Origin of the sequence: Paraniabella aurantiaca, from assembly GCF_050309965.1 — a bacterium.
Lineage (GTDB): Bacteria > Bacteroidota > Bacteroidia > Chitinophagales > Chitinophagaceae > Niabella.
The window spans coordinates 529,327-545,163 of sequence record NZ_JBLOSY010000003.1 but is presented as its reverse complement, the minus strand read 5'-3'; the positions used below and the strand labels follow the sequence as shown (position 1 = coordinate 545,163).

Genomic DNA, 15,837 nt, shown 5'->3' with positions numbered 1-15,837 from the left:
GGTTTTCCAGTTGCAAATTAATAATAAATGGTAGCATTGACAATTATTATTTGGATAAGATGTAATGCCTGATTAAGCCATTTTTTATGAGTATTTTATGTATAAACTCATATTTTAATTTTTCCAGGGTAAGCATGGTAACAGGCTAAATCGTCGTTTTTCCGGAGGGATTTTAAAGTATTTTTTTAACCACTCTGAAGCCCTGGTTGCTGAAGGAAGCGTGTGGATTTACCGAACCGATATCTTTTGTGTTGAAAAAGCTACAGGCGTTGACACTGCACCACCAGGAGCCGCCGCGGGCATGGGCTACTTTTCTGCCATTGTCGCGCGGCAACGAACCCGAGCAAAATTCAAACACATTACCCAACACATCATAAAGCCCCAGCGGGTTCGGTTTAAAACTGGCTACTGGAGCCGTATATAGAAAGCCATCGCTGTAGTCGGGTAGAAGATGGTCGTTTCCATGCCAGATATTGGCGTACAGGTGGACATTTCTTTGGGTTACTTTTCCGAAATATCTGGAACGGGAGCCGGCTGTTGCCGCAATTTCCCACTCTTCCAATGTGGGCAGTCGTACACCGGCCCATTTGCAATAGGTCAATGCGTCGTTATAGCTAATGCAGGTTACAGGGTGGTTCATTTTGTCTTTAATATCACCTCTTGAAACTCCATTGGGATAACGCCAGCAGGCAGAACTATCGGTTATCCATCTAAATTCCTCCAGCCCGGGCTCGAAAACAAGTGCGTCTTTATATTGCTCGGCTTCAGTAATGTATCCTGTAGCCAGTACAAATTTTTCGAACTCACCGTTAGTGACCTCACAGGTAGCAATATAAAAAGAGTTGATGGTTACTTTCCTTAGCGGATTTTGTATATTGTTTTTTTCACCTACCTGGTAGGTGCCTGCCGGGATGCCGGCCCACAGGCTATCCTGGCTCAACAGCATTTGCGGGTAAGTGATGGCACAGAGCAGAACCGGCAGGATGTACCATTTAATTCTTTTGAGCATCCGGCTTTTTTGAGTGGTAGTAGGCCTGCGCCCGCTGCAGGGTCAGTTCTTCATTAGCTTTGTTAAAGGCCATAGACGATTCGTAATTGTCTGCCACGCCGTAAAGATTTTTGTAGGATTTTGATTTAACGAAATCAGCATAGTTCCCTTTTTTCATCAGTAACATCAGCGTCGTTAAAATATCTTTATCCTTTTTATTTTCTTTGTAATAAGATACCAGGAAGGGGATCATTTCCCATGCGTTGATCTCTACGAGCGCGTCTTTGTAATTCACACCCATTCGTCTACTGCGAATAACCGATTCTTTGATGATAGCCATAACAGAATCCCTGTTTTTAGTAAGGAATTGTAGCTGCCTGTCGCTCCAGGTTTCTTCATTCATCCATGATATCAGGTAGCCGAATATTTTTTGATCTTCGTTAGTCTGAGGTACAAATATGGCGCAGTTCTGGGCGTACATCTCAGGGTGTATCATTGTATAAGTAAACTTTTCCCTGAGGGACAATGCTTCATAGTCTTTTTGCGGGAGCCGGCTAATGCCCATGTCTGAATTATCCTCGTCTGATTGAGGTTTGATTGAGGTTATCAGTGATTTTATTTTAGAGAGGCCATAAGGTGGGACTGATATTTGAGCACGAAATTCCCGATAGGCGTCCATTTGTGAATAGGCCGGCCTATTCACCAGAAAAGCAATTATCAATAACAAAATATATCTCATGACACCATATTTACACCAGGTAAGCAAACAATGCATTGTCCTTATTCAGCTCTTTATACTGAACATTGTATTGGTTCATTCTTTCCATCAGGCTATAGTAATCGATCTTTGCTTTTAGTTCTATACCTACTAATGCAGGCCCACTTTCCTTATTGGTTTTTTGCATGTATTCGAATCGGGTGATATCGTCATCAGGTCCGAGTACATTGCTAACGAAATTTTTTAAAGCACCGGGACGTTGCGCAAAGTCGATCAGGAAATAATGCTTTAATCCTTCATATTGCAGGCTACGTTCTTTTATCTCCTGCATACGATCTATATCGTTATTGCTGCCGCTGACAATGCAAACTACATTTTTGCCTTTAATGCTATCTTTCATCAGCCCAAGTGCTGCAATGGATAAAGCTCCTGCAGGCTCTACTACGATTGCATCTTTATTGTACAGCTCCAGAATGGTGGTGCATATTTTTCCTTCCGGTACCAGTACCACCTTGTTCAATATGTTCTTACACATGCTGAAGGTGAGGTCGCCTACTTTTTTAACGGCCGCTCCATCCACAAACCTGTCGATACTGGAAAGCTCTACCGGATGTCCTTCTTTTAGTGCTTCCGTCATCGAAGGTGCTCCTTCCGGTTCGGTGCCTATTATCTGCGTAGAAGGACTGGCCAGGTGCATGAAGTTGCCGACACCTGCGCATAAACCGCCGCCGCCGATGGGGAGTATTACATAGTCAATATGTTCTAATTGTTCGCTGATCTCCAGTGCCACTGTAGCCTGTCCTTCGATTACTTTCATATCATCAAACGGATGCACGAAGGTCATATTATTTTGTGCGGTAAACCTCTTGGCAGCATTAGCGCAATCGTCATAGGTGTCGCCGGTTAAAATAACTTCTATATTGTCTTCACCAAACATTTTTGTTTGGGTTATTTTTTGTTTGGGTGTAATCGAAGGCATAAAAATAGTGCCTTTAATGTTCAGGGCTTTGCAGCTGTAGGCAAAACCCTGCGCGTGGTTACCTGCGCTGGCGCATACAACACCTCCTTCCAGCTGTTCTTTTGAAAGGCTGCTCATCATGTTATAGGCGCCACGGAGTTTATAAGAGCGCACTACCTGTAAATCTTCTCTTTTTAAATAGATATTGGCATCAAACTGTTTACTTAGTGTTGCATTTAATTGTAAGGGGGTTCTGGACACCACTTGTTTTAATCTGGTTGCGGCTTCCTGTACTGACTGAATGGATAAGGTACTATGAGATGACATGTTGATTAATTCTGAATCTTCAAAATTACAAGGATTTTACGGGCTAATTTCAATAAAGCCATGATCTCTTTTTGATGGGTACCATTTCTTTATTAAGTTAGCAACATAGATACATAATTTTTCTCCATGAGCTTACGTATTAAACATACTGCATCGCCTGTAAATATATTTACTATAATGACTAACCTGGCCCGGCAGGAAAATGCTTATAATCTGTCGCAGGGGCTACCCGATTATCCCATTGCCTCTGAATTAAATGAATTATTGCAGGAGGCCGTTATAGAAGGCTTTAACCAGTATGCGCCCATGCAGGGGCTTGTGCAGTTAAGAGAAAATATAGCGAGGACTTTGAATGACCGGTATGCTACTGGTTTTTGTTCGCCAGACACTGTTACTATAACGCCCGGAGCCACTTACGGTATTTATACCGCGCTTGCGGCCATTATTGAAAAGGGAGATGAAGTTATTTATCTTGAACCTGCTTTTGATTGCTACCTGCCTGCTATAGAAATCAATGGAGGTATACCGGTGCGTGTTACGCTGGAAAGTCATAATAATTTCGCTATCGACTGGGAGAAGATCCGAGATGCGATCAGTGCTAAAACGAAGGCGATTCTCATCAATACTCCTCATAATCCAACGGGGTATGTATGGACCCAAAATGATTGGGATCAGCTGGCTGCTATTATTGATGTCCGGGATATTTATGTTGTTTCAGATGAAGTGTATGACAGTATTGTGTTTGACGGGCAGCAGCACATACCTGGATTTTTGCAAGCAGCATTCAATGACAAGATTATTTCTATCTATTCCTTTGGAAAAGCTTTTCATATTACAGGATGGAAAATAGGCTATTGTGTAGCTTCGAAGGAAATAACAGAAGTGTTCCGGTCTATACATCAGTACCTTACATTTAGTGTTAATACCCCTGCGCAATATGCGTTGGCGAAATACCTTGAGATATATGAACCGCAGGAAGCCGCCCGGATGTTGCAGGCTAAAAGAGATCTTTTAGTTAACGGTTTACAACCCTCGCCATTGAACCGGCTGGCAATCAGTATGGGAACTTATTTCCAGTTATATGACTATTCTGCTATAAGTGATTTAAATGACTTTGAGTTTGCCCAATGGTTGACCGTTGAACATAAAGTAGCAACCATACCATTAAGTGCTTTCTATAAAACACCGCAGCATGACCGGATTGTGAGATTTTGCTTCGCCAAAAAAGATGAGGTAATTGAAAAGGCGGCGAAAATCCTCCGGCATATTAGTTAAAGCTGAGCAGGGATAGTGTAAATCTTTTATCGAATTATTGTTATATTTGAGAGACTAATTACTTCAATATGAGAAATACGATTCTACTTTGCCTGCTCTGCATTAGCTTTATTTGCTGCTCTAAGAAAGAAGAAATAAACGACGGCGACATACCTCGAGACATTCCGGCATGGTTGCAGGTTAAGATTGCCGGTTTACAGAAAGAGGAACACAGTCAATTATATGTTGTAAGTGAGTACCGGATTGGCGGAGTGACTTTTTATAACATTACTAAACCTATTAATTCATGCGTGCTTTGTGAATTATATGATGTAAAAGGAATACGGGCCAATATTTCGCTGGACGCACAAACAGAAGTGAAACAGGTAAGGGTGATTTGGCCTATTACTCCATAAGCACAAGACGCACCCTTTTAAATCGCTGAAACTTTTTTACCGTTTTTTAGAATCAGTTTGTGTGTAATTGATGAGGGGAGTTGTGTTTCAAAGTGACCTACATAAATTATGGTGACTCCATTTTTGCTGATCTCATCTACCAGTTTATTGAAGTACTGTGTTTGTTGTTGATCGAGCCCCTGGCAGGGCTCATCTAAAACTAATAATTGCGGATTTTTGATAATAGTGCGCCCCAGTAGCGCCAGCCTTTGTTTGCCTAATGGTTGGGTACTTAATAGCTCGTTTTTAACGTCCTGCAGATCCAGGAACTGAAGCAGCTCCTCTAACTGTTGTTTTTGCGTATAGCGCAGTTGCCTGTACAAACCATTACTGTCAAAGAAACCGGAGGCTAAACTTTCCAGTACAGTAGCGTTGGCATCAAAATACCAGTGCAATTCAGGTGAGATCAATCCAATTCGCCTCTTAATATCCCAGATACTTTCTCCACCGCCGCGTTGCACGCCAAATAATTTAATGTCATTGGCATAGGCCTGGGGATGGTCTCCCGTTGCTAAGCTAAGCAGCGTAGATTTTCCCGATCCGTTATGGCCCTGTAACAGCCAACGTTCGCCGGCGTTTACCTGCCAGTCAATCCCAGATAATACTTCCTTATCATCGTACCTCACACGGATGTTTTTCATGGAAATGATATTGTGCGAAGTGTATTGAGGACGCTGTAGCAAGAAGGAAGGGAGGGGCTTCAGCACCTTTTCATGAAAGTTCAGTGGCGTATTGCTATTTATAAGTATTCCATCCTTCATAAAGATAGTGCGGTTAATGCAATCAGGCAGTTCAACATCATTGCTGATAAGGATCAACGTGCCTCCTTTTTCAACATAAGTATTGAGTACCTGGTTCAGGTGCGCACGCGCTTTAACATCAAGCCCGGTATAGGGCTGGTCGATGATCAGTAGCTGCGGACTTAGCCATAAAGCTTTTATTAATTGCAATTTTTTATGCTCTCCACTGGAGATTTCGAAGAGCTGTTCGTCCAACACTTTTGTATAGCTGAAAGTTGTTATCAGCTCGTTTAATAGAACACTATCCAAGGCATGCTCTTTACCGTATAGTTCCAATTCCCGGGTAATGGTAATGGTATCTCGTTTTTGCTGATGATTGTAGCGTTGCTGATAATAGAAGTTTCTGTCGCCTTCAAGATTAGTAAACCTGTACCAGCTTTCCACAAAATGCACGGTGGGTTTGAGAGCCAAAGCAGGCGAGAGGTGAATGTTTAGTTCTCCCGTATAGCTTACCAGGCCTGCAATAACCTTTCCCAGCGTGGTTTTGCCGCTTCCGCTTTCACCTCTTATTACATAATTTTCGCCGGGTTGAATGGAAAGGGAAATATTATGTAAAACGGTTTTTGCATCGTACCGGGCAGAAAGGTCTTTGATATCTACAATCATACAGTTAAAGGATAAAATGATCTGATAAGAAAAGACCCGACAGGTGATTAAGCCTGCCAGGTCTATGTAAGGTTAAATGATATTTAATTCAATAACAGGACTAAGCAGTTTTAATAGCTTTCATCGCAGTCATTGCTTTACGCAATATGGTACCTATTTGTTCTACTTCGTGAGAACGGATAGCTTCGTTTATTTCAACCAGTTCCTGGTTATCAACAGAGCCATCTTTACCTTCATTGAAATTTTTACCAACTAAATCAGTGTCCACTGTTTTCATGAAATCAGCTAATAATGGCTTGCAGGCCTGGTCGAATAAATAACAACCGTATTCTGCAGTGTCAGAAATTACACGGTTCATTTCAAACAGTTTTTTACGTGCAATAGTATTAGCGATCAAAGGCGTTTCGTGCAATGACTCATAATATGCAGACTCTGGTTTAATACCAGCTTCTACCATTGTTTCAAAGGCTAATTCCACACCTGCTTTAATAAACGCAACCATCAGTGTGTAGTTATCGAAATATTCCTGCTCACCGATTTTTACATCACCAGCCGGAGTTTTTTCGAATGCTGTTTCACCGGTTTCCGCTCTCCATTTTAAAAGGTTGGCATCACCATTAGCCCAGTCTTCCATCATAATGCGGCTAAATTCACCACTCATGATATCATCCTGGTGTTTTTGGAATAGCGGACGCATAATTGTTTTTAACTCCTCGGCAACTTTAAAGGCTTTAATTTTAGCAGGATTGCTTAAGCGATCCATCATTCCTGTAACTCCGCCTTGCTTTAAGGCTTCTGTAATAACCTCCACACCATATTGAACGAGTTTAGAGGCATAGCCTGCATCGATTCCTTTTTCTACCATTTTGTCGAAAGACAGGATAGATCCTGTTTGCAGTAAACCGCAAAGAATGGTTTGCTCGCCCATTAAGTCTGATTTTACTTCAGCAACAAAAGATGATCTTAAAACGCCGGCACGGTGTCCGCCAGTACCTACGCAATAAGCTTTGGCCCAATCCAAACCTTTTCCTTCAGGATCATTTTCAGGGTGTACCGCGATCAGGGTAGGAACGCCAAAGCCGCGCAGGTATTCTGCTCTCACCTCGCTACCAGGGCTTTTAGGAGCTACCATGATTACTGTTAAATCTTTGCGGATCTGCATGCCTTCTTCAACAATATTGAAGCCGTGTGAGTAAGATAAGGTAGCGCCCTGTTTCATCAATGGCATTACCGCAGTTATAACGCTTGTGTGTTGCTTATCGGGAGTCAGGTTAATCACCAGGTCGGCAGTTGGGATTAATTCTTCGTAAGTACCTACTTTGAAGTTATTATCGGTTGCATTTTTCCAGCTGGCTCTTTTTTCTTCGATTGCTTCTTTGCGTAATGCGTATGAAACATCCAAACCGCTATCTCTCAGGTTTAATCCCTGGTTGAGGCCTTGAGCACCACAACCCACAATTACCACTTTTTTACCTTTCAAAGCGTCAACGCCATCTAAAAATTCGTTGTTGCTCATAAATTCGCAAACACCCAGTTGGTTTAATTGCTCTCTGAGAGGTAGTGTGTTAAAGTAATTTGCCATTGTTTATTGTTGTTTTTGTTTTTTACTTTTTATGTAAGATTTGTTATTTGTTTAAACGATTTTGCTTAAAGACTTAGCAATGCCATAATGCAGGCTGTCGTGCATTGCAATAGTAGCGATAATCTCATCAATATCCGTCATGGGGATACCGTAGGTTGCTGTTGTGTAAGGTATTATCGTTGCATTATCGAACTCATTGCTGGTCATGCTTTCTTTAATCATGCTGATTGCGGTTATAGCGTAATCTTTCAACGCCTGCAATTCTTCTGCATCAATGTTTGTTTCAGGCCGGGTTCCCTTTCCATATTTTTTAAAATAGGGGATTTCTATAGCTGGTTTAACCCCCGAAGTTTTAAAAGCTAAAGCAAGAGCCGATACCGAGATATGACCAAAGTTCCAGGCGATGCTATTGTTACATCCCTGGGGTATTTTGTTGAGCTGCTCAATTGTTAACCCTTCTATAAGCTCAATAAAGCCCTTCCTGGCAGCTTCTATACAATGAATAATATATTCCTGTGTTTTTGTCATTGTCCTTTATTACATGGTGAATATTTTCTCACCTTTTTCCAGGAATTCGTTTTCAATTACTTCTTCGCCCGGTTCTTTGTATTCAAATTCTTTCAGTCTTTTATGGAAGCCTTCACTTTCTTTCATAATGGCAACTCTTGCGCCTCGTACAAATTCTACCAGGTTGTATTCGCTTAATTTTTTTACCAGCTCTTCGGTGTCTTCAGTATGACCTGAAGATTCAAAAACGGTAAAGTCTGGCCGAACACAAACTACGCGGGCTCCGTATTTCCTCAATATTCTTTCTACTACCATTTTCTCGGCTACTTCTTTGGTAGGCACTTTATAAAGGGCCAATTCCTGCCATACAATTTCGTCGTTGGTATTATAAAAAGCTCTTAGTACTTCAACCTGCTTTTCTATTTGCTTTACCAGCTTTTTTACCACTTCTTCTGTTTCATCTATGAGGATATTGAATCGGTGTATACCGTCAATCTCCGATGATGAGGTATTAAGGCTGTCAATGTTTATTTTTCTGCGGGAAAATATGATACAAATGCGCGAAAGCAAACCTATATGGTCTTCTGCGTAAACGGTGATGGTATATTGCTGTTTCATTGTTTGAATTTGTGAATTATGATTTTTGTTGTTGAATCCAAAATCATTTTTTGCTTTTAACGGCTATTATTATTCCTGTTGACCAATTCATTTTTGTCAATGTAAGGTCACTTCTTTGATCTAACATTTCAATAAAGCTTTCGACTCGTTCTGGATGTCCTTCCGGCCAGTTGGGCTGAGGAAGCATGTCGTCTATAAAATAGATACCTCCTTCGTTCAACAGTGAAAAAGCCTCTTCAAAGAGATCATACTTTCCAGGCATAGCGTCTGCAAATATGAAATCAAATGATTCACCGTTATATTCTTTTAGCCAATCGTAACCATCCGTTAGAACAAAGTTGGCTCTTGGATCAGTAAGGTGCTGCATAGCCACCTCGTGCAACAGTGCATTATTTTCAAGGGTGGTAAGATGCGCCTCCTGATCCATGCCCCGGAGTATCCAGGAGGTTGATAAGCCGCTACCGGTACCTAATTCCAATATCCTGGCTCCGGGTTTCGACGCCACCAACGTGCTTAATAATGCCCCGGTTTGCAAATCCGACGCCATATCAAAAGATAGCTTACGGGTAGCAGCTAAGATACTGTCGTATTGTGCAGGGATATTATTGAACGCCTGGTCTTGCATGAATGTTATAACTAACTTTTACTTACTGCTATTATTTAAGTCTGATCTCGCTTACACTGCACCCCTGCGGTACCATCGGAAATACATTGTTCTCTTTGCCTACCATAATTTCCAACAGGTAGCTTCCATCATGATCCAGCATTGTTTTTAAAGCTGTTTTCAAATCATCACGGTTATCTATTTTCTGACCAGATATGCCGTATGACTGAGCCAGCATAATATAGTCAGGGCTGGTGATATTTACAAATGAATAACGTCTGTCGTGGAATAATTGCTGCCATTGACGAACCATGCCCAGGAACTCATTATTTAATATCATGATTTTTACGGCTGCTCCAAATTGCATGATAGTGCCTAATTCCTGTAAAGTCATCTGGAATCCGCCATCTCCTATGATCGCTACCACGGTTCTGTCGGGAGCTCCATATTTAGCGCCGATAGCGGCAGGTAGCCCAAAGCCCATCGTACCCAATCCGCCACTGGTAACATTGCTCCGGGTTTGGTTGAATTTAGCATAGCGGCAGGCCACCATCTGGTGCTGACCTACATCCGTAACAATTACGGCATCGCCATTAGTTAATTCGTTCAAAGCATTTAATACTTCGGCCATACTCATTACATCTCCTTCCGGGTTCATCTCGGGCTGAATACATTGCTCTGTTTCTTCTTTCGCATACTCTTTAAACTTATTGATCCAGGCTGTATTGTCTTTTTCTTTTAACAAAGAAGTAAGCAGGGGAAGCGTTTCTTTACAGTCGCCCCAAACTGCAACTGTTGTTTTTACATTTTTATCTATTTCGGCGGGATCAATATCCAGGTGAATAACCGTCGCTTGTTTCGCGTATTTATCCAATCTTCCGGTAACACGATCATCAAAGCGCATGCCTACCGCAATCAAAACATCACATTCGTTGGTTAATACATTCGGGCCATAGTTGCCATGCATTCCCAACATGCCCACTCCTAAAGGATGGTCAGAAGGGATAGCGCTTTCACCCAGGATGGTCCAGGCCGCCGGCAGGTTACCCTTTTCAATAAAATTGGCAAATTCTTTTTCAGCTTCTCCCAGTATTACGCCCTGTCCGAATAGTACAAATGGCTTTTCCGCATTATTGATCAGCTCGGCTGCTTCTTCAATATATTCCTTGCGAATGATAGGCTTGGGGCGGTAGCTGCGTACATGCGTGCATTTTTCGTAACCAGGAAATTCAAATTGCTGTATTTGCGCATTTTTGGTAATATCGATCAAAACCGGGCCGGGCCGGCCACTACGTGCGATGTAGAACGCTTTGGCCAATACACTTGGAATCTCATTCGCATCGGTAACCTGGTAATTCCATTTGGTAACCGGAGTAGTGATATTAATCACATCGGTTTCCTGGAAGGCATCTGTACCTAAAAGGTGGGCGAATACCTGGCCTGTAATACAAACCAAAGGAGTAGAGTCTATTTGTGCATCTGCTAAACCCGTTACCAGGTTAGTAGCTCCCGGACCACTGGTAGCGAAAACAACGCCCACGCGGCCACTCGTACGCGCGTAGCCTTGTCCGGCATGGATACCTCCCTGCTCATGACGAACCAATATATGTTCTACTTTGTCTTTATAATCGTATAGTGCATCATAAATGGGCATGATCGCACCACCGGGGTAACCAAATATTACTTCCGTATCTTCTGCCAGCAGGCATTCAATTACGGCCTTGCTGCCCGACATGGTTTCGGTTTTTGCTGGGGTAGAGGTGTCTTCTTTTTGTATTTCAAGAGTATTCATAACTCAATGTTTATTTCTTTAAATGACTGTAACTGTTATACTTTGTTCTTTTATATAGGACTATGGAGGTTAATGATCAACGGTTCCTGTAATAGATCATTAAATCTGTAGCTTGCAGGCCTGAAAAACCAACCTGGCGAAGCATAGTGACCAATTGTCCCCTATGATAGGAGGAATGATTGACGGCATGTGCAAAAAGCTGGTACCAGGGCATTGAATAGGCTTCACCATTTAATCTCTTAAATGCTAAAGGCTCGTTCAGTTTGGCCCCATCAAATGCATCGATAAATTCTTTTAATGCTGTTGATGTTTTTTTCCAAAGAGCTAAATGTTCGTCTTTTGTTCCGTTAAACGTAGCCTGCAACCAGTCTACCTTTTCTTTTTTATGAAACCGTTGTAACCAGGCGTTTTCGGCGCTTATGATGTGCAAAACCGTTTCTCGGATACTATTAAAGCTACTGACGACATGCTGCCTCCAATCTTCATGGTTTAGCTGCTCCAGCCATCCGCAGGCAATGTTGTTGGCCCACAGATTATAATCTGCCAGTTCTTTAAAGTATTCCTTTGTCATTTTTTTGTTTTAAAACCAATTCGTTCCCTGTTCTCCCATTTTCTTTCAGCCGCCTTCTCGTCCAGTAAATTTTCAATGGCGTCATAAATCTGGCTCAACTGCATGTCATGTCCGCTAACACAGTCCTTTAATTCTTTTAGTTGCTCTTTAATGTCGCTTTGCTGTAACAGAATTTTTCTCACTTCAACAAATGCCCGCATTAATGGCCCGATCACTATTTAGAATGCCGCTTAACATGGCTACACCTTGTTCTGTGAAAGCGTAGGATAACTTTCTCGTTCCTCCCCAGTTGGAGATGTTTGTGATTTGGATTGAAGTAATATTTGTCTGACTTACAGTATTTTGTGTACTTGAAGTCACAAATTGTGATTTCAAGTTTGTCCATTCCACATTTGTAAGCTGAAACATAACGTCTTTTGGAAATCGCTTAATATTTCTTTTTACAGCCTGATTAAATATCCTGGTCTCAGTTTCATACAAGGCAGCCAGGTCAAAGTCGGGCATTACACGCTCACCTCTGATCTCGTAAATCCTGTTTTGTATGGACTGAATTACCTGCATGCTTTAATCTTCATCCGTTACACAACCCTGTGAAGCATCTTTAACCAGTTTGGCATATTTATATAATACACCATTAGTTACTTTCAATGCCGGTTGTTTCCAGTTGGCTTTTCTTTTAGCGATTTCTTCTTCAGATACTTTTAATGTCAGTTTGTTGTTAATCGCATCAATTTCTATGATATCATCATCCTGAACGAAACCTATCAAACCTCCTTCGAAGGCTTCAGGCGTTACGTGGCCTACCACGAAGCCGTGGGTGCCGCCGCTAAACCGGCCATCTGTGATCAAGGCTACTGATTTACCTAATCCCGCGCCAATAATAGCTCCTGTTGGTTTCAGCATTTCAGGCATGCCAGGCGCACCCTTAGGTCCTTCATTCTTAATTACTACTACATCTCCGGCTTTTACCCGGCCTTCCGCTAATCCGGCAATTAATTTTTTCTCACCATCAAATACTCGTGCTGTGCCTTCAAAGCGCTCGCCTTCCTTACCACTAATTTTAGCGACACTTCCTTTTTCGGCCAGGTTCCCGTATAAAATCTGTAAATGCCCCGTCTTCTTCAATGGATTCTCCAAAGGATAAATAATATCCTGTGTAGCGAAATCCAGATCAGGAACCGTTTCCAGGTTTTCTGCAATAGTTTTACCGGTCACCGTTAACTGGCTGCCATCGATCAGTCCATTCTTTAATAAGTATTTCATTACAGCAGGTACGCCGCCTTTTTCGTGCAGGTCCTGCATCAGGTATTTGCCGCTGGGTTTAAAGTCGGCCAAAACCGGAACTTTATCGCTGATCGCCTGAATGTCATCCTGCGTTAGAGAAACACCCACACTTTTGGCCATCGCCAACAAGTGCAGTACAGCATTGGTACTTCCCCCCAATACAATAATAACGGTGATCGCATTTTCAAAAGCCTTGCGTGTCATGATGTCGCGGGGCTTAATATCTTTTTCCATTAATACACGAATGTATTTTCCGGCTTCTTCACATTCTTTTCTTTTTTCTTCGCTCAAAGCAGGATTACTGCTGGAGTAGGGAAGGCTCATGCCCATAGCTTCAATAGCGGATGCCATCGTATTAGCCGTATACATCCCACCGCAGGCACCAGCTCCGGGGCAGCTGTTTTTTACAATACCCTGGAAATCGGCTTCATCCAGGTTACCAGCAATTTTTTGTCCTAATGCTTCAAAAGCAGATACGATATTAAGGTCCTGGCCTTTGTAATGACCGGGAGCAATAGTACCACCGTAAACCATTATAGCCGGACGATTCAGGCGGCCCATGGCCATTAAAGAGCCCGGCATATTTTTATCGCAACCAGGTACGGTGATCAACGCATCATAGTACTGGGCGCCACAAACTGTTTCAATGGAGTCTGCAATAACATCACGGCTTACCAAAGAATAACGCATACCATCTGTGCCGTTACTCATACCATCACTTACTCCAATTGTATTAAAGATAAAACCCACCAGGTCATTTCCCCATACACTTTTCTTTACATCTGCTGCCAGTCCGTTCAGGTGCATATTACAGGGGTTACCATCGTACCCCATGCTTACAATACCCACCTGGGCTTTCTTCAAATCATCTTCAGTTAGTCCCAATGCATATAGCTGCGCTTGTGCCGCCGGTTGCGTAGGATCTTGCGTAATAGTTTTCGAGTATTTATTTAATTCGCTCATGATATAATATAGTTGTTCGAGTTTCTTCTGTTTAAATATTCAATAATCCATGTTCAATGTTCAATAATCAGGCTCAGTAGTCAAATAAGCATTGCTTATTTATTGTTTTCTCTTGCCGTGTTAACGCTTTTTGAAAGAATGGCAATTAATTCTTCATTTTCCTTCATTACCAGATTTAATGGAGGTGTAGGTTTAATCATTTCTTTTCTGGCAATAAGTTTTAAGCACACTCTAGTTTCTTTCAGTTCCTTTATTGCTATTTTCATTTTATGAATAAAATCATTCCTTGATTCTGCACTTTGCACTTCACCATAAAGCAAAGCAGGTGCCAGTCCGCAACGAATTAGTTGCCCTGCTATATAATTCCCCGCTTTACTATTGGGCAGGCTTTCTACCGTATCAACAATTTTTGAAGCAAATTCAATCAGTCTCTCTTCTAAGTCGTAAACTCTTTCTGTAGACATCATTGAAAATTGCGTATTGATTGTTGTTTATTGATAATTAATTTACTTTCTCCGCCATTTCTTTCAAATCACTATCCTGCACTTCTTTTTTAGCATCTGCCACATTTAAGAATTGCTGGTATAGTACATCCACCTGGTTGCGGTCAAATTCATATCCCAGGTTTTTAAAACGATACGCTAATGCGCTACGGCCGCTGCGGGCAGTCAGCACAATTTTAGAAGTATCCGCACCTACTTCTTCAGGCGCAATAATTTCGTAGGTAGTGGCTTCTTTCAAGAATCCATCCTGGTGTATACCTGAAGAGTGTGAAAATGCATTATCGCCGACGACGGCTTTATTAGGTTGTACCACCATGCGCATGGTATCTGAAACCAGGCGGCTCATGGGCAATAATCTTGTTGTGTCGATATTAGTGTAAAGACCTAATTCCGGATGTTTCTTAATGATCATGGCTACTTCTTCCAGCGAAGTATTACCCGCTCTTTCGCCTATCCCATTGATAGTGCACTCAATTTGACGGGCACCTCCAATAGCGCCGGCAATGGAATTAGCAGTAGCTAGTCCCAGGTCATTATGACAATGACAAGACAGAATAGCTTGATCGATATTCGAAACATGATTGATCAGGTATTGCATTTTCTCCTGGTACTGGTGCGGAAGGCAAAAACCGGTAGTGTCCGGAACGTTAACCACCGTTGCGCCAGCTTTAATTACAGCTTCAGTAAGTTGTGCCAGGAACTGCAGATCGGCACGACCCGCATCTTCTGCATAAAACTCTACATCAGGAACCAGGTTGCGTGCCAGCTTTACAGCGGCTATAGCGCGCTCAATGATATTCTCCCTGGTGGTGTTGAATTTGTATTTGATATGATTGTCTGAAGAGCCAATACCGGTATGGATACGCGGACGAACTGCAGGTTTTAAGGCTTCAGCAGCTACTTCAATATCTTTTTGAACCGCACGGGTAAGACCTGTAACGGTAGCATTTTTGATTACTTTGGAGATCTCATTTACCGAAGCAAAATCGCCCGGACTTGATATAGGGAAACCTGCTTCGATAATATCTACGCCCAGGGTTTCCAACTCAAGAGCAAGTTTTATTTTCTCTTCTGTATTAAGCTTGCAGCCCGGAACCTGCTCGCCATCTCTTAAGGTAGTATCAAAAATAAAAACTTTGTCTTGTGCCATAATTTAATTTGAATCGTTATGATGAATTAATTTTACGGATAATAAACTGGCAAAATGGCCAGATAATATCTGTCTATAAAATTAAACATTCCTATATTGTGAATGAAACTTTATTGGCGGGAGATTTACACCATATAAATTTTAATATTTTTTCTTA

Annotated in this window: 15 protein-coding genes and 1 pseudogene; 2 read left to right on the top strand and 14 right to left on the bottom strand. The window is 41.9% G+C overall.

All coding sequences use genetic code 11. From position 1 onward, the window contains the following. Window positions 1-172: 172 nt before the first annotated feature. The 3 genes from ACLOAU_RS25655 to ilvA are packed head-to-tail and all read right to left on the bottom strand — an operon-like array spanning window position 173 to window position 2,991. The gene (locus ACLOAU_RS25655; protein ID WP_427864768.1) at window positions 173-1,009 is read right to left on the bottom strand and encodes an SUMF1/EgtB/PvdO family nonheme iron enzyme; all 837 of its coding nucleotides are present in this window, start codon (window positions 1,007-1,009) and stop codon (window positions 173-175) included. After that, the gene (locus ACLOAU_RS25650; protein ID WP_427864767.1) at window positions 993-1,727 is read right to left on the bottom strand and encodes a hypothetical protein; all 735 of its coding nucleotides are present in this window, start codon (window positions 1,725-1,727) and stop codon (window positions 993-995) included. The genes ACLOAU_RS25655 and ACLOAU_RS25650 overlap by 17 nt, the downstream gene beginning before the upstream one ends. A 10-nt stretch (window positions 1,728-1,737) precedes the next feature. Then, a complete protein-coding gene (ilvA, locus tag ACLOAU_RS25645) occupies window positions 1,738-2,991 on the bottom strand; it encodes a threonine ammonia-lyase IlvA (RefSeq protein ID WP_427864766.1) in 1,254 nt (417 codons plus the stop codon). A gap of 126 nt (window positions 2,992-3,117) precedes the next feature. Between ilvA and ACLOAU_RS25640 the strand changes: the two genes are divergently transcribed. Both ACLOAU_RS25640 and ACLOAU_RS25635 read left to right on the top strand, forming a co-directional pair. Then, window positions 3,118-4,266 carry a methionine aminotransferase gene (locus ACLOAU_RS25640; protein WP_427864765.1) on the top strand — a complete coding sequence of 383 codons (1,149 nt, stop codon included), beginning with the start codon at window positions 3,118-3,120 and terminating at the stop codon, window positions 4,264-4,266. Window positions 4,267-4,334: 68 nt separating this feature from the next. Further along, on the top strand, window positions 4,335-4,661 hold the full coding sequence (locus tag ACLOAU_RS25635) for a hypothetical protein (RefSeq protein WP_427864764.1): 327 nt from the start codon (window positions 4,335-4,337) through the stop codon (window positions 4,659-4,661). 17 nt (window positions 4,662-4,678) lie between these two features. On the opposite strand, the gene ACLOAU_RS25630 is transcribed toward ACLOAU_RS25635, so the two are convergent. The 11 genes and pseudogenes from ACLOAU_RS25630 to ACLOAU_RS25580 form a co-directional block, all read right to left on the bottom strand. Then, window positions 4,679-6,106: an ATP-binding cassette domain-containing protein gene (locus ACLOAU_RS25630; protein WP_427864763.1), complete on the bottom strand. Its 1,428-nt coding sequence runs from the start codon at window positions 6,104-6,106 to the stop codon at window positions 4,679-4,681. 100 nt (window positions 6,107-6,206) lie between these two features. After that, complete coding sequence (ilvC, locus tag ACLOAU_RS25625; protein WP_427864762.1) at window positions 6,207-7,688, bottom strand: ketol-acid reductoisomerase; 1,482 nt, start codon at window positions 7,686-7,688, stop codon at window positions 6,207-6,209. A gap of 51 nt (window positions 7,689-7,739) precedes the next feature. Then, complete coding sequence (locus ACLOAU_RS25620; protein WP_427864761.1) at window positions 7,740-8,216, bottom strand: DinB family protein; 477 nt, start codon at window positions 8,214-8,216, stop codon at window positions 7,740-7,742. Between the two features lie 9 nt (window positions 8,217-8,225). Further along, window positions 8,226-8,813 carry an acetolactate synthase small subunit gene (gene ilvN, locus ACLOAU_RS25615; protein WP_114791612.1) on the bottom strand — a complete coding sequence of 196 codons (588 nt, stop codon included), beginning with the start codon at window positions 8,811-8,813 and terminating at the stop codon, window positions 8,226-8,228. A 43-nt stretch (window positions 8,814-8,856) separates the two neighbouring features. Then, entirely contained in the window at window positions 8,857-9,438 is a 582-nt protein-coding gene (locus ACLOAU_RS25610) for an O-methyltransferase (RefSeq protein WP_427864760.1), read from the bottom strand. A 31-nt stretch (window positions 9,439-9,469) separates the two neighbouring features. Continuing rightward, window positions 9,470-11,209: a biosynthetic-type acetolactate synthase large subunit gene (gene ilvB, locus ACLOAU_RS25605; RefSeq protein WP_427864759.1), complete on the bottom strand. Its 1,740-nt coding sequence runs from the start codon at window positions 11,207-11,209 to the stop codon at window positions 9,470-9,472. 76 nt (window positions 11,210-11,285) lie between these two features. Then, a complete protein-coding gene (locus ACLOAU_RS25600; RefSeq protein WP_427864758.1) occupies window positions 11,286-11,780 on the bottom strand; it encodes a DinB family protein in 495 nt (164 codons plus the stop codon). Then, window positions 11,777-12,341 (bottom strand): annotated as a pseudogene (locus tag ACLOAU_RS25595) (ORF6N domain-containing protein). Before ACLOAU_RS25595 ends, ACLOAU_RS25600 begins: the two are co-directional and overlap by 4 nt. Before the next feature lie 3 nt (window positions 12,342-12,344). Continuing rightward, the gene (gene ilvD / locus ACLOAU_RS25590) at window positions 12,345-14,027 is read right to left on the bottom strand and encodes a dihydroxy-acid dehydratase (RefSeq protein WP_427864757.1); all 1,683 of its coding nucleotides are present in this window, start codon (window positions 14,025-14,027) and stop codon (window positions 12,345-12,347) included. Between the two features lie 95 nt (window positions 14,028-14,122). Further along, complete coding sequence (locus ACLOAU_RS25585; RefSeq protein ID WP_427864756.1) at window positions 14,123-14,494, bottom strand: four helix bundle protein; 372 nt, start codon at window positions 14,492-14,494, stop codon at window positions 14,123-14,125. A 34-nt stretch (window positions 14,495-14,528) separates the two neighbouring features. Further along, window positions 14,529-15,680, bottom strand: coding sequence for a 2-isopropylmalate synthase (locus ACLOAU_RS25580; RefSeq protein WP_427864755.1), 1,152 nt, complete (start codon window positions 15,678-15,680; stop codon window positions 14,529-14,531). Window positions 15,681-15,837: the final 157 nt, after the last annotated feature.

Coding starts and splice junctions, on each gene's coding strand:
- ACLOAU_RS25655 (WP_427864768.1), bottom strand. CDS start 1,009: ATGCTCAAAAGAATTAAATGGTACATCCTGCCGGTTCTGCTCTGTGCC.
- ACLOAU_RS25650 (WP_427864767.1), bottom strand. CDS start 1,727: ATGAGATATATTTTGTTATTGATAATTGCTTTTCTGGTGAATAGGCCG.
- ilvA (WP_427864766.1), bottom strand. CDS start 2,991: ATGTCATCTCATAGTACCTTATCCATTCAGTCAGTACAGGAAGCCGCA.
- ACLOAU_RS25640 (WP_427864765.1), top strand. CDS start 3,118: ATGAGCTTACGTATTAAACATACTGCATCGCCTGTAAATATATTTACT.
- ACLOAU_RS25635 (WP_427864764.1), top strand. CDS start 4,335: ATGAGAAATACGATTCTACTTTGCCTGCTCTGCATTAGCTTTATTTGC.
- ACLOAU_RS25630 (WP_427864763.1), bottom strand. CDS start 6,106: ATGATTGTAGATATCAAAGACCTTTCTGCCCGGTACGATGCAAAAACC.
- ilvC (WP_427864762.1), bottom strand. CDS start 7,688: ATGGCAAATTACTTTAACACACTACCTCTCAGAGAGCAATTAAACCAA.
- ACLOAU_RS25620 (WP_427864761.1), bottom strand. CDS start 8,216: ATGACAAAAACACAGGAATATATTATTCATTGTATAGAAGCTGCCAGG.
- ilvN (WP_114791612.1), bottom strand. CDS start 8,813: ATGAAACAGCAATATACCATCACCGTTTACGCAGAAGACCATATAGGT.
- ACLOAU_RS25610 (WP_427864760.1), bottom strand. CDS start 9,438: ATGCAAGACCAGGCGTTCAATAATATCCCTGCACAATACGACAGTATC.
- ilvB (WP_427864759.1), bottom strand. CDS start 11,209: ATGAATACTCTTGAAATACAAAAAGAAGACACCTCTACCCCAGCAAAA.
- ACLOAU_RS25600 (WP_427864758.1), bottom strand. CDS start 11,780: ATGACAAAGGAATACTTTAAAGAACTGGCAGATTATAATCTGTGGGCC.
- ilvD (WP_427864757.1), bottom strand. CDS start 14,027: ATGAGCGAATTAAATAAATACTCGAAAACTATTACGCAAGATCCTACG.
- ACLOAU_RS25585 (WP_427864756.1), bottom strand. CDS start 14,494: ATGATGTCTACAGAAAGAGTTTACGACTTAGAAGAGAGACTGATTGAA.
- ACLOAU_RS25580 (WP_427864755.1), bottom strand. CDS start 15,680: ATGGCACAAGACAAAGTTTTTATTTTTGATACTACCTTAAGAGATGGC.